This window comes from Fulvitalea axinellae, from assembly GCF_036492835.1.
Classification (GTDB): Bacteria; Bacteroidota; Bacteroidia; order Cytophagales; family Cyclobacteriaceae; genus Fulvitalea; species Fulvitalea axinellae.
The window spans coordinates 800,202-814,569 of sequence record NZ_AP025314.1 but is presented as its reverse complement, the minus strand read 5'-3'; the positions used below and the strand labels follow the sequence as shown (position 1 = coordinate 814,569).

9 protein-coding genes are annotated in these 14,368 nt (G+C 50.9%); 6 read left to right on the top strand and 3 right to left on the bottom strand.

The window, feature by feature from the left end; translation table 11 throughout:
- Positions 1 to 117: 117 nt before the first annotated feature.
- Positions 118 to 1,977 carry an NAD(+) synthase gene (nadE, locus tag AABK39_RS03345; RefSeq protein ID WP_338393503.1) on the bottom strand — a complete coding sequence of 620 codons (1,860 nt, stop codon included), beginning with the start codon at positions 1,975 to 1,977 and terminating at the stop codon, positions 118 to 120.
- Positions 1,978 to 2,144: 167 nt separating this feature from the next.
- Between nadE and AABK39_RS03340 the strand changes: the two genes are divergently transcribed.
- Complete coding sequence (locus AABK39_RS03340) at positions 2,145 to 3,068, top strand: 1,4-dihydroxy-2-naphthoate polyprenyltransferase (RefSeq protein WP_338393502.1); 924 nt, start codon at positions 2,145 to 2,147, stop codon at positions 3,066 to 3,068.
- A 208-nt stretch (positions 3,069 to 3,276) separates the two neighbouring features.
- Positions 3,277 to 4,008 (top strand): Crp/Fnr family transcriptional regulator, encoded by a 732-nt coding sequence (locus AABK39_RS03335; protein ID WP_338393501.1) that lies wholly within the window; start codon positions 3,277 to 3,279, stop codon positions 4,006 to 4,008.
- Between the two features lie 75 nt (positions 4,009 to 4,083).
- On the opposite strand, the gene AABK39_RS03330 is transcribed toward AABK39_RS03335, so the two are convergent.
- Entirely contained in the window at positions 4,084 to 5,583 is a 1,500-nt protein-coding gene (locus AABK39_RS03330) for a T3SS effector HopA1 family protein (RefSeq protein ID WP_338393500.1), read from the bottom strand.
- Between the two features lie 510 nt (positions 5,584 to 6,093).
- Here AABK39_RS03330 and AABK39_RS03325 point away from each other — a divergent pair.
- The 4 genes from AABK39_RS03325 to AABK39_RS03310 all read left to right on the top strand — a co-directional run bounded on the left by AABK39_RS03325 (position 6,094) and on the right by AABK39_RS03310 (position 13,320).
- Positions 6,094 to 6,672: an RNA polymerase sigma factor gene (locus AABK39_RS03325; protein WP_338393499.1), complete on the top strand. Its 579-nt coding sequence runs from the start codon at positions 6,094 to 6,096 to the stop codon at positions 6,670 to 6,672.
- A 66-nt stretch (positions 6,673 to 6,738) separates the two neighbouring features.
- Positions 6,739 to 7,881 (top strand): FecR family protein, encoded by a 1,143-nt coding sequence (locus AABK39_RS03320; protein ID WP_338393498.1) that lies wholly within the window; start codon positions 6,739 to 6,741, stop codon positions 7,879 to 7,881.
- 196 nt (positions 7,882 to 8,077) lie between these two features.
- Complete coding sequence (locus AABK39_RS03315) at positions 8,078 to 11,521, top strand: TonB-dependent receptor (RefSeq protein WP_338393497.1); 3,444 nt, start codon at positions 8,078 to 8,080, stop codon at positions 11,519 to 11,521.
- Positions 11,522 to 11,673: 152 nt separating this feature from the next.
- Positions 11,674 to 13,320, top strand: coding sequence for a RagB/SusD family nutrient uptake outer membrane protein (locus tag AABK39_RS03310; protein WP_338393496.1), 1,647 nt, complete (start codon positions 11,674 to 11,676; stop codon positions 13,318 to 13,320).
- 127 nt (positions 13,321 to 13,447) lie between these two features.
- Here the strand turns inward: AABK39_RS03310 and AABK39_RS03305 are convergent, their stop codons facing one another.
- The gene (locus AABK39_RS03305) at positions 13,448 to 14,020 is read right to left on the bottom strand and encodes a helix-turn-helix domain-containing protein (RefSeq protein WP_338393495.1); all 573 of its coding nucleotides are present in this window, start codon (positions 14,018 to 14,020) and stop codon (positions 13,448 to 13,450) included.
- Positions 14,021 to 14,368: the final 348 nt, after the last annotated feature.

Sequence of the window (14,368 nt, the reverse complement as noted above, 5' to 3'; positions counted from 1 at the left end):
ATCTGAATAAGTCTTAAGTCTTTGGTAATTAGTATTTAGAATAACTTCCGGATTCGAGCATCTGACACTCTATATCCATAAATTATAAAATATTTCCTTTAATTGAAATATGGAACGCTAAAGCTCTTCCAGTTCCTCACGGAAACCTCCGGACAAAATCGGGAAACGGCACCACGTGCGCGGGTCCACATTGAAATCGTCCATATGGAACGACGGCGCCAGACGCTCGCGCTTCCACTGGTTGCGGGCCCACAGCGTATAAAACTTCTTCACGTGAGCGCGCAAGGCCTCGGCCGGCTCCAAATCTCTCTCCGACAGAACCTCAAAAACCTCTTTGGGCGACATATGCCTGCGGATAGCCAGTTTCTCGATCTCCACAATGATATTGTACGGCATCAAGTCCGCCTCGTCGGTCTGCTCCTGCTCTTGCGGGCGCAATTCAGCCGAAGGCTTCAGGCTGTTCACATAGCGCAAACCCGAATACCCCAACTCCGACTCGGCCCAACGCAGCCAGCCCAAGATAAAATGCTTGTCCACGGCGGCTATAGGCGCTATGCTTCCGCTGGTGTCGCCGTCCATAGTGGCGTAGCCTACGTCGCCTTCGCTGCGGTTTGAAGTGGTGAGCAAGAGCGCGTGGCTCAGGTTGGTCAGCATCCAAACGATCGGCGAACGGCTCCGGGCCTGAATATTCTGCAAAGCCAAATCGTCGGTAGACCAATCAAGCTTCCGCCCGATGGCTTTCTCTATTTTGGCGGTGTAAGACTCCACTTCCTCGTCGATAGTCCAGTGGTGGAACACCGCCCCAACGCTATCGGCCAATCCCTCGGCCGAATCCAGCGTGGCTTGGCCCGAGTTCTTCGTGCCTTGGTAAACGGTCACCAGAAAATGCTCGACAATCTTCGACAACAAAGCCTCGCCTTCCAGCCCTTCTATATCCCCGGCGATATCTTGCCGATGGGTTCTCTCCAAAAATTCCTCGACTCCGAGTTCCTCCACGCCACGGCGAACCATATGCGCCACCAACACGCAACAGGCGCTTGAATCGGCGCCGCCACTAAGCGAAAGCACGAAACGCTTGCTCCATGATTTGCGCAGATAGTCCAACAGCGCCAAGGTAGACGCGTTGGCGAACTCGGTATTCTTGTCTTCCGGATCAAAGTTCAGCTCCGGCGCCACAGTATTTCCGGCAGTGTCGATATCGGCCCACACCACATTGTACGGGCGCATCGAGAGGCGGGTGTTGCGCTGCAACAGCTTTCCGTTCTGGGCTATGATCACGTCACCGTCATAGATCATCCTTCCGGCTTCGTTGCCCAACAGGTTGGCGTATACGTACGTGATTCCGTATTTCTCCGAAGGATCCAAGGCCAAAGCGTGACGCTCTTTTGTTTTTCCGAAGGAGAAATGGCTAGCGCTCAGGTTCAGGATGATTTCGGCGCCTTGGGGTACAAGCCAATTCGCCGGGCGGTGCGGATGCCAAGCGTCTTCGCATATCTCCACGCCCACTTTCGCCCCGTCGATATCATACACCAAACTGCCTATCGGGTACTTTCGGCCCGCTATCTCCACTTCGCTTTTCTCGCCTTCGGGCCAAGGCCTGAACCAGCGCGGCTCGTAGTGGACTCCGTCGTTGGCCAAGATATGCTTGGCCGTAAAGCCCAGGATCTCCCCGTCTTTGATAAGGCAGGCGCAATTGTACAGCGTACCGCCATGCCTAAGGGGCAACCCGACGGCCACGGCTATTCCTTGGCAACGCTCGGCTATGGCCGGCAACATCGACACGGCCTTTTCGGCCAACCATCCGCTCAAGAACAGGTCTTCGCAACCGTAGCCCGTCACGGCCAGCTCCGGCAGGCAGAGCAAGTCCACGCCCCGGGCGATGGCCGAATCCACGGCGGCGGTTATATTATTGAGGTTATTTTTCCAATCCAGCGGCGTTTGGTTCAGCGCGGCGCCGGCAATTCGCATTTTCGACATATTACAGCCCGGAGTAAAACAGACAACAAGCGACCGTGAGGGCCGCCATTAGCAAGCCCGAAATTACGGGATTTTCCCGACGAATCCACCGCAGGTTCCGATTACGGCTTATTTTGTTAATTTTGCGGTCCTTAGAATTGTTTCCGCAAGAAGAGAACAACCACAAGATGAGCGATAAAACATCAACGGCGAAAGCCTGGATTTCGGCTTTCCGCCTCAGGACTCTCCCCTTGGCTTTGGCCAGTATAGGCATGGCGGCTTTTATAGCGGCTTCCAGAGGCGAGTATTCGGCGCCGGTATTCTGGCTTTCGGTACTGACCACTACCCTTTTGCAGGTATTGTCAAACTTGGCCAACGACTACGGCGACTCCATCCACGGCGCCGACAGCGTGGAGCGCCAAGGGCCGTCAAGGGCCGTACAGGCGGGCGCTATCAGTCCCGCAGCCATGAAAACCGGAATGTACGTTTGCGGCATATTGGCCTTTGTTTCCGGCGTAGCGTTACTCTACATCGCTTTGGGAACCGACTGGAAAGCGCTTCTCTTCTTTCTCGGCCTGGGCTTGGCTTCAATATTTGCGGCCGTCACCTACACCGCTGGAAAAAAGCCCTACGGCTACGCCGGCCTTGGCGATCTTTCCGTTTTACTGTTCTTTGGCTTCACAGGCGTGATGGGGTCGTTATTCCTTTATAACCGGAATTTGGAGTTTTCCGATCTTCTTCCCGCCATCAGTTGTGGATTATTCGCCGTGGCGGTTCTTAACATAAATAACATCCGGGACGTAAAATCCGATCGATTAGCGGGCAAATTCTCACTCCCCGTGAGAATAGGTATAAAAAAAGCTGTTTTTTATCATTTTTTCTTACTCTCTTTAGGGTTAATACTGGCCGTAATCTACACGCTGATCAATTATCATTCGAATTGGCAATTTTTATTTGCCGTAAGCGTTCCTATGATGATATATAACTCACTGGGTGTTAGCAGGTACGGTGAAAACCCTAAAAGGCTGGATCCCTTCCTAAAACAAATGGCACTCACGGCTTTAGTATTTGTACTAAGCTTTGGATCAGGCTTAATTTTAGCCGGAAGCTAAACGGGAAACGGACTGACGACAACGTTACCGGAAACCCGGAAGAGCTGACAGAGGTGATTTGCTCCAAGAAATTGTAGCAATTGAAGCATCTATAAACTAACTTTGTAGAGCTTTATGGTACTTCGGAGCGAGCTAAATCGGAACTCGCTTTTTGAGAGGGTTGGCGAAACTCGCTAATAACGATGTTTGAAAGCTAAACTGTTGTGTTGTGGCAGGAAAAAATAACGTATCTGTTAGTTGCCTAAATTGCGAATCAAGGGGATGCTCGCACTTCTGCGAGCTGAGCATGGAGGAATTAGGCGAACTTGACGAGAACAAAACATCAATTACTTACAAGAAAGGCCAAACGCTTTTCTATGAGGGGACTCGTCCGCTGGGACTTTTCTGCATCCATTCCGGAAAAGTAAAGGTTTATAAGATGAGTTCCGAAGGCAAGGAACACATCATCAGTCTGGGCAAACCCGGAGACTTTTTGGGTTATCGCGCGCTGATCGGCGAGGAATTCTATGCGGCCTCGGCCACTGTAATCGAAGAGGCGACGATCTGCTACGTACCCAAAAGCGATTTCCTGAGGCTTCTACACGAAAACCCGGTATTTTTCCGCAGAATGAGCAAAGCACTTTGCAAACAAGTGGGCATACTGGAACAAAAGCTGATTACCTTAGCCCAAAAATCCGTAAGGGAACGGTTGGCCGTAACCCTGCTTATGCTCAAGGAAACATACGGCATGGACGAGGAAGGCCAAAGCACCCTGATCGACATTGCCCTTTCGCGAGAAGACTTGGCCAACATTATCGGTACCGCCACCGAGACTGTCATTCGACTGCTCTCGGAATTTAAAGGCGACAAGCTGATAGCATTGCAAGGAAAAAAAATCCGGATACTCAACGAGAAAGGCCTTATGAAGGCCGCCGACTTCTACGAGTCGTTCGAACATTGATCCCGGAAAAAGATACACAACAAAAAAACCGCCTCGCAAGGCGGTTTTTTTGTTTACGCACTCTGTATTTCAAAATCAAGAGACTCTACGATTACGGCTAGGCGCGAAGAAGTCCACGTCTGCCACCGCAAAATTATGGATAACATTGCCCACAAACGCCTCGAAATCCTCGGCCGAATCCAACAACGCGTCAGCAATTAACGAACAACGCAAACCTCCAAACGAACTGTTCGGGTCATAATCGGCAGGACCGCCCGGCGTGTATTTTTGTTTCTGCTTTTCCAAAAACTCCGTATAATCCGTCAATTTAGCCTTAGGCATCAATCTGCGGAACAGCTCTTCAAAACCCGCAAACAACGAAAACGGAACCAAGGGAAGCTTGCCTCCCTCAGCATCCGCCAAGGGCTCACGCAATGACAAAAACGTCTGGCTAAGCTGAAACTTGCCGTCAGCGCCAATTCCGGATTCGGCTTTGCCCACTTCCAAATCGCCACGGAACGTTTCCAGCAAACCTTCGTAATCCGCCACAGGAATATCCTCAAACTCTGTAGTACCCGCCTCGAAGCCTCTTATCGGCTCTTCCCCATACCCAACTCCATGCGCTATCGGCAAAGTCATGGCGGGCAAATCATGGATAAAATAATCGGGGTGCGCCGTTGCAAATCCCTTCAGGATAGGCAAACTTTCCATAAAATCGGAATTCGAAGAGAAAAACAGCACAATGGACTCCCGGCGTTTTACGATTTCCTGTGAACAGCAAACCTTCATATTAAACGCCCGCCGTTCCGAGCAGTCAACCAAATTGCGCAACAGAAAATCCGCCACCGTCCCCAAATGCTCTTGCTTTACGTTGATATATACCCGGTGTCTCACCACATAGCGCCCCGAAGGCCGGCGTTTAGGGAAATGCATAAAACCCTGTGCGAAAGCTTCCGGATTCCGGCGCACCGCTTCCGAACGGACAAAATTCTTCCGGGAAAAATACTGGTGCAAAGCCACCGCCTCTGCCGGACGGTGAGTCATCATTCCCGCCAACAAATCCGCAAATTGAGCGTCGGAATACAACGGAGCCTCAGGCTCCCCCAGCAAGATATTGCCCGAATACACCATATCATGCGCCCGGAATTTGCTCCGCAAAAGTTCTTGTCTCTTGGACCAAATCCATTCCAAGTACGCCATAAACGATCCGAAATCCGCTTTTACGGCCATTGGCTGAAAGTCATTAGCGTCAACCAGTATTCGCCCCGCAGCCGAAACGCCCAGACTCCAAGACTTATGCCCCGTAGCCCCCTCCGGAAGCTGGTAACGCACCTCGTCGTCCACCAAGAGTTTCCGGCCGGCGTCCAGTTCCACTTCCCTGCGGGGCTTCAGCTTTCCTTCTTCAAAACCGTATAGCATTGTCTTGGTCTTGCGAACACTTACCCGCATAGGCCTCAACACCGCCTGAATCACTTCGCTTTCCTCAAAGCCTTCCCCTTTTAAAAGTTGCGCACCACCCACGCCGAACCGGGCCGTCGCTTTCGGACCAGCCTCATTCTTTCGGTTCTCTTTTTTCAGACGATAAGGAATGCGCATAGAAGGCCCTTGGAATAAACAAACTTTTTCAAAAGTGTAAAACGACGACTAGCGCAAGGCATTGGCGTTTACCCATGAAAAATACGACATCATAAAACGTCCCAAAAAGCGGGCGATATTTCTTAATACCCCCTTCAGCTTTTCAACTTTGATAAATGGTCGAGTACAAATGGATTTTTGGAACACCCACCACATTCCAACTCTTTATAATACACATTATTAGAAACTTCAATCACAAATCACTCTACTCAAACCCATCCCCAAAACACAAATGACCTTGAAGACTACACGTTATGCCCAGTCCAGCATTTCGGCCCTTTGTATTTACGCATCAACACTTTTCCTTTTGAGTCAATTAACACGCGAAATGTTGTATCTCCCAAAGACTAAAACACAAGCGTTTGACTCGGATATGTTTTTTTAGTCAAGTTGCCCAAGATAATTTTTTTGGTACCGCACTGCGCAGTAGGCCTTCGGCTTACGGACACTTGGCCAAAACGACGAAACATTATGCAGGATGACATCACCCTGACGGAAAACCTTAGGCGTGGGGATCTCAAGGCGCTGGAATCCGTATTCCGTAGCCACTACAGGGATTTGCTCGCCTATGGTTTGGCCCTCTGCCACGATCCCCACGAAGCGGAGGATATGGTACAGGACGTTTTTTTCAGAATATGGGAAAAGCGCAGACAAATCCGGGCCGGCACTTCCCTCAAGGCCTATCTGGTCCGCTCTGTCCGCAACGCTTTTCTCGACAGAATAAAAAGGGACAAGGTACGTACGGAATACCTAAAACTGTTGGCCACGGAACCCGCCTCCGCCAGCGACACCGCCGAGGAATACGCCATTGCCGAAGACCTCCACGCCGCCATTATGGAAGCCGTAACCGGAATGCCCGAACAACGCCGGAGAATATTCGAAATGAGCCGGTTTGGTGGACTGAAATACCAAGAGATAGCCAAAGCCCTCAATATCTCCGTCAAGACGGTGGAAACCCAAATGGGCCGCGCCCTAAAGCAACTACGTATGGAGCTGGCCGAATACCTGATCGTACTCCTATATATCTGGACCCATTACGGAGAAAAATAATTTTTTTTCGCGGAGCTGTCAGGGTAAGTCCCGCACAAATCGTCAATTCAAAAAACGGAGGGGAAAATGCAGGAAAAGCAGGATATGGACAGGGCGCTGGCCCGTAGCCTCGAAAGAGGGGGAGAAAGCGGACTAAGCCCCGAGGAAACCGCCAAAGTAGCGGAACTTTGGAAAGAATCGTTCCGAGCCGGGCACAAACTGGCCGACACCGTAGCCGATGAGGACAAGGCTTGGGAAGTGCTGGAAAACAGGATAAAACGGGCACAAGCGAAGAACGTCCGCATTTATAGGCTGGGTTGGGCGGCTTCCTTACTGGTCTTGGCCATTACCGGCTTGGCTCTTTTTCTGAACAGAACGCCAACCGGACACGAGATTGGCCAGAAAACCGTAGCCTCCGCTTCCGACGAGATCAGTATCCTGTTTCCCGACGGAAGATCTGCCACGCTGGCCGACAGCTCGTCCGCCGTATTTTCCGGACGCCACACTACGGCCAGCAAAAAAGCGGGCGCGCCATTGGTATACAGCCCCGCTTCCGGCTCTACCCGCAAAGCGGAATACACCACCGTCAGAGTACCCAAAGGCAAACGCTTCTCGCTGGTACTTTCGGACGGCACTAAAGTATGGCTAAACTCAGACACCGAACTCCGCTATCCCGAAGCCTTCCCCGCCGGATCCAGAAACGTGGAGCTAAAGGGGGAGGCCTGTTTCGAGGTGGCGAAAGACAAGAAAAAGCCTTTCCTAGTGAAGGTCTCGGACTTGGAAATAAAAGTATACGGCACGCAATTCAACGTTACGCACTATCCCGAAATGCAGGGAGTCCGTACGGTGCTGGTTGAAGGCAGCGTGGGGGTGTCCAAACTCGGTTATCCGGAGGGCGTAAAGCTCCGTCCGTCCCAGAGCCTTTACTATGACATAAAGGCCAACAAAGCCCGGAAAGAGACCTTGGACGACACCGATATATTCACGGCTTGGAAAGACGGGAGGCTGGTGTTCCAAAACGAACCGTTTTCGCTGTTGGCCAAGCGTTTGGAACGTTGGTATGGCATTAAGGTAATAAACAGATACGATGCTCTGCGCACCGAACGCTTTAGCGGGGATTTTATAAACGAATCGGCCACGGAGGCCTTTTCAAGGCTAAAAATGGCCGGAGACTTCGAATTCGAATTCCAGAACGGCACTATCGTTATCACCGCGCCAAAAGGCAAGTAAAGAACTGTTGCTAACGTTGGGCTCCGCCCGATGCCTTTAAGGCTAAGAATACCCAAGGGGAAACCGATGTCGAACACTTTAAAAAATACGCCTATGTAAAACGCCGACTATTGACCGTAAACACTGAAAGACAGATTCACGGTCCGCCTTTCGATTTTTGAAATTTGATTTTCCATTTTCAAATCCATCTAAAACTATGAATTTTTTTTTACAAAACGCTTTGCCAAGGTGGCCTAAGCGCGGAATTCTATTGCCGTTTTTTTTACTCTGGCTGTTTTCCGCTCCCGCATTGGCCGGGCTCGATCAGGAAATAAAGCTCAATTGCCAAAACGAAAAGCTCGAAGCCGTACTCAAAGAAATCGGCAAGCAATCCGGATTACGGATCCTTTTCCGCAACGCCGACGTGGAACTGCGCGAACGCGTAAGCCTACAGGGAACCTTCGCTTTGGAAAAAACGCTCAAAGACCTGCTTAAAAAGCATTCCCTCGATTACAAAATCGTCGGGGACCAAATAGTGGTATTTGGCCGGAAGAAGCCCGCCAAAACCGCCACAGAGCCTACCGAAAACGTGCAGACACAAAAAACGGAAGTGTCAGGAACGGTCACTGACGAAAGTGGCGAAGGCCTGCCCGGTGTCAATATCATCATAAAAGGCACTACCACAGGTACGGCCACTGACTTTGAGGGGCGTTACACATTGGTTGTTGACAAATCGGCCGTGTTACAATTCTCGGCCGTAGGCTTCAAGGCCCAAGAGATTATGGTCGGAAACCAGACCCGCATCGACATCATGCTGGCTCCGAACTTGGCCGAGCTTGAGGAAGTAGTGGTAGTGGGCTATGGCGAGGTGAAAAAATCGTCGCTCACCGGCGCCGTGGCGTCTCTCGATACCGAAGTCTTGGAATCGCGTCCAGTAACCACCGTCAACAGCGCATTGCAAGGCGCCATCCCTGGCCTTACCATTACCCGGAATGGCGGACAACCCGGACGCGAAGGCTTTAGCTTACAACTTCGTGATTTCTCGTCGGTAAACGGCGGAAGTTCCCCATTGGTCCTTATCGACGGCCTCCCCGGCTCGCTGGACTTACTGAATCCCGACGATATCCAGAGCATGTCAGTGCTTAAAGACGCGGCGGCTGCCATTTACGGATCCAGAGCGGCGGGAGGCGTTATCCTTATCACCACCAAAACGGGAGAGAAAGGAAAACCCACTATCGAGTTCAAATCGAACCTGACAGTAAAAACCCCGCAGGGAATGTACGACCAGCCCACAATGATGGAGTACATCGAGATGCACCGCGAAGCACAGTCAAACGCCGGCGAAGCGCTGTGGTTTCCGGACGATATCTATCAAAAATTCTTGGACGGCACCGGCGTGGACGGCGTGGATGAGTGGTTTCAGGACAAGGGCAAGAACAACCCGAGATATTACTTCTACGGAGAAACGGACTGGGAAGACGAACTCTTCAACAACAGCTACATCCGCAACAACTCACTTAGCCTGAGCGGTGGCGGAGACAAATCCAAGTACAGGGTATCGCTCGGCCACATCAAGGACGAAGGTTTCTTTTCCATAGGAAACAACGTAATGGAACGCTACAACCTCAAGCTAAACTATAGCTATAACGTAACCGACTGGCTGGACGTAGACGCCATCGTAGCTTTCGAGCGTAGGGAAATAGACGAAACGGACGAAAGCCCTCTGCAACAATACCAGCGACTTAACCTGATGGCGCCAACACATATAGCCGACGGTTCGCAATACTACACATGGGGCGGATTCACCAACCCTCTCCAGCTCTTGGACGAAGGCGCCCGCCGTTATGACAACCTCACCCGCCTACGCACTAACTTCAAGGCTACCGTAAAATTAGCCAAAGGACTAAAAGCCGTAGGCCAAATAGGTTACAACCACTCTTTCGACGACTACAAAATCGAACGCCCAACCTTCGAGCGTTACCATTGGAACGGAGCCGTTACCGCCAAAGTCAACAATCCCAACAGAGTAGAATTCTCAAACTACAAAGGGCTGTATAAAAACCTTACGGGCTTTCTCAACTACACCCGTACCTTGGGCGAAAACCACAACTTCGGCCTGACCGCCGGTTATTCTTACGAAGAAAGCTCCAACAACAGGGTCAACGCATGGAGAAAGGATCTTATCAGTAACGACCTCTTCGCTCTCCCTCTCGGCAACAGCGAAGAACAGTTCAACAGCCAATCCGGGTCAAAATGGGGAATCGAATCCTACTTCGGCCGATTCAACTACGACTTCGCCGGACGCTACCTGATCGAAGCCAACTTCCGCCGGGACCGCTCCTCCAAATTCCACCCCGATGTAAGGGACGGATTCTTCCCTGGCGTATCATTGGGCTGGGCCGTCTCGGAAGAGGGTTTTATGCAAAACGTCCCCGTGCTTGACTTCCTGAAGCTGAGAGCCTCTTACGGAGAGACAGGCAACCAATCCATAGCCAACGCTTACAGCTATATCCAGACCATCGATATCGGCAAGCAGTATCCTTTTGGCTCAGGATCGAAAACCGCACGTGCCACACTCGGCGGATTACCGTCGGTGGAGGGCACTTGGGAAACAATGCTCACCCGTAACTTCGGCGTAGACTTCGCCTTGCTTGACAGCCGTCTTAAAGGTTCATTCGATTATTACCGTAAGGAGAACGAAAACATGTTGATTAACGTAGTGTTCCCGCAAACTCTCGGCGCCTCAGCGCCAAAAGTAAATGAAGGAACATTGGAAGTAAAAGGGTGGGAACTTTCACTCTCATGGCGTGACAAGATCGGCGGATTCCAATACTTTGTCACTGGCGCACTTTCCGACAGCCAAAACGAACTGACCCATTTGGGAGGCAAAGACACCTACAACGCCGGGCTGGTAGGCACTCGCGAAGGATATCCTATAAACAGTTATTTCGGATACGACTACATGGGCCCGATCAAGACCGAAGAAGAGCTTGCCGAATTCAAAGCTATGAGTGGCGTACAGCAAAACATCCAACTGGGCGACTCGCGCTACCGCGACGTGGACGGCAACGGGCGTATTGACCCCTACGGCGACGAAGACGAGGACGGAGACCTGATTTACTTGGGCAACACCTCGCCACGCTACAACTACAGCGTAAATATGGGCGGCTCTTTCCGCAATTTTGACATCGCCTTATTCTTCCAAGGAGTAGGCAAAAAGACCACCTATTTGGGCGGGCAGTTCGGCGCGCCATACCAAGGCGGAGCCAAATGGTATAAGCCAAACGCCATGTACCACAACACCACCTACCAACCGGCAGAAATGGACGGCAACGGAAACGTAGTAAAAGAAGCCCGTGAGGGGGAATATCCGAGGTTATCGACAAACAAAGGCATCGTGGGATGGAACTGGAGAGCGTCCCGTCTCCGCGCCCTAGACGGCGCTTACCTCAGGCTCAAGAACGTAACCGTCGGTTACACTTTCCCAAAACACCTGACAGAAAGACTGAGAATCAATCGCCTGAGAGTGTTCGCCAACGGCACCGACCTGCTTACTTTCCACAATATGAAAGGCGGCTACGATCCGGAACAACCTCCGGGCTCGGCCCTCTCATACCCATTCGCCAAAACCTACACGCTGGGACTGGAAGTCAGGTTCTGATTTGATAAGAGTATAAAGTAAAGGGTAAAGGGTAAAGGGTAAAGAGTACATGACTACAGAACAATACAGAAAGAGAGCGCCACAAAGAGTAACCTAACGATTAATACTCTTTACTCTGGACTCTTTACCCTTTACTTAAAAAGGACATACAGATGAAAAAATCATTTATAAAGATAATAGCCGGCATTTTCTGCGCCGGCATGCTGGTGGCCTGCGAGGCCGACCTCGATTTTAAACCCGAGACACAAGTTTCGGATCCATCTTTCTGGAACACGGCCAGAGATTTTGAGCTTTACGCCAATAACTTTTATCTGGACCTCCCCGGTTTGCCTGCGGGTAGAGACGCCGATACGGCTTTTGGCAACAGTAACAACAACGTAAGTAGCGGCACTAACCTGGCGCCAGAAAATGACGGAAACTGGGGCAACGCCTACGCCAGAATCAGGAAAGCGACCTACTTGGTGGAAAAAGCCGAAGAAAAAGCAGACCTCGACGTGAAACGCTACGTGGCCGAGGCCAAATTCTTCAGGGCTTATTGGTACTATAACCTCGTCCGCCTCTTCGGCGATGTTCCTTTAGTGACCAAAGTCCTCTCCACCGGTTCCGAGGAGCTTTACCTGCCCCGCACCACTCGTACCGACGTTATCGACTTCGCCTTACAGGATTTGGAATACGCAGTAGCCAACCTGCCCGAACGCAGCGACCTTAAGGCATCCGAATTAGGCAGGGTAACCAAAGGCGCCGCAAACGCACTGATGGCCAAAGTCGCCCTCTTCGAAGGCACATGGTCGAAATACCACGGGGGCGCCAAAACAGACGAACGCCTAAATGTTGCCAAATCTGCCGCGGCTACGGTAATCAACAGCGGAGAATACGCCCTCTACAACAGCTCCGGCGACGAAAGCTTCCGCCGACTGTTTCTTGCCGAAGGCGACGACAACAGTCTGGGCAAAAAGACCGAGTCGATATTCCATCGCCGTTACTGGGAAGAGGTTTCCACACACGGCTATTCCAACAGCAACCAAGCGAACTTCTCGGCTACGCGCAAGATGGTGGATATGTTCCTTTGCGCCGACGGCCTGCCTATTGACAAATCGCCGATGTTCAAAGGTTACGGAACTTTCACCTCGGAATTTGAAGACCGGGACCCGCGCTGTTCGCAGTCGATAGTAAAAGTGGGCGACGAGACTTGGACCCACCAAGGCTCTTACGTATACCAAGCCGAACCTCAGTTATTCTATTGGGGGAAAACAGGCTACAGGGTCTGGAAAATGCAAGGCGAAGGACAACCGCGTATGGACTATAAGGAATTCAACGACCACCATATTATCCGCTACGCCGAAGTGTTGCTGATTTACGCCGAAGCCACTTACGAATTGGCTGGCACCATCTCCGACGCCGATCTGGACAAGAGCATTAACGTACTGCGTGACCGTGTGGGAATGCCCCACCTCACAAACGGATTCGTTCAAACCAACGGACTTGACATGCTCACCGAAATCCGTCGCGAACGTACCGTGGAACTGGCCTTCGAAGGCGAACGTCTGGAAGACCTCAAACGGTGGAAAACAGCCGTGGACGAGCTGTCTAAACCGATAGCTGGCATCCAGTACGAGAACTCCGAATGGAAAGGCATCATTCCCTTCGCCGATTTGGCCGCCGACGGCATCGACGCCAACGGCTTCGTGATTTTCCAACAGGCATCTGAAAGGAAATTCTCGGACAAAAACTACCTGTTCCCCGTTCCGACTCAGCAAATACAACTGAATCCAGAACTTACGCAGAATCCGGGGTGGTAAACGCTCGCAATACAACAAGGAACCCTAGACTAAAACCTGGGGTTCCTCTTTTTAGGTAAGAAACTCTTTAAGGTTATCAACTATTTTCGAAAGAAGGAACAAACGCAAAAGCCATTACCCTCCTACCTCAACCTATAAACTCATACTTCAACTCATACCGGACCGGCTCCCCTTTTTTGATTCTCAAAACATTCCTGACCACAGACGGCCCATTGAAAAAGTACATACCGCCCCAAAACAGAAAAAAGGAAAAAGGGCCGACAATCGTCAGGTTGGAGAACACGATAACAAACAGCAGGATATACCCGCCAAATAACGCCAACACCCAAGTAATCTGAAAATTGAGCAAGTCTTTGGCCACCTCGTTTATACCTCGGATTTTGTCTTTTTGGAAAACCCATATCACCAAGGGAACGATCACGCCCAACAGAGGAAACAGCAAATAGCACAACGCCGAAAGGTTCAGCGCAAGCAGGGCGGAAGGGTCTTCCTCCACGGCCCAATCCAACAACTCGTCAGGGCCGATACCCAAAGCTTGGGCCAAGCGCTTTAGCGTATCGCCACGTGGTTCCGTTTCGCCGTTCTCTATTCTTTGGACAGTCCGCAGGCTTAGGCCCGCATGTTCGGCCAACTCTTCCTGCGAATAACCTTTGCGTAAGCGCAAATTTTTGATCTTGCGTGACAGTTCGGTCTCTTTCATGTTTTCCGGTTTAAAATTTACGACAGCAAGGTACTTTCCATCACTACAGATCCTTGCGCCGTTAGCGCGACATTTCTACGTCATTAGTGTCACGACCACATTTACCGACTCGTTATCAATTATTTAAAAATACAAAGAACCGATAGACAATGGATATTAAGCCCCGGATGTCTTTCTTCGAAAAAATGTGAGAAAGCTCAACGCTCTCCCCTCCTCCTATCAAGATCGAGCCTTCTGCGTTGGCTCCTGTGAACTTCGGATCCGTTTTGTCTAAAAGAAAGAAGGATCAAAGCGAAAAAGTTAAGGAACACAAACAGCAATACCCAAATCACTTTTTCCGCAATAGAG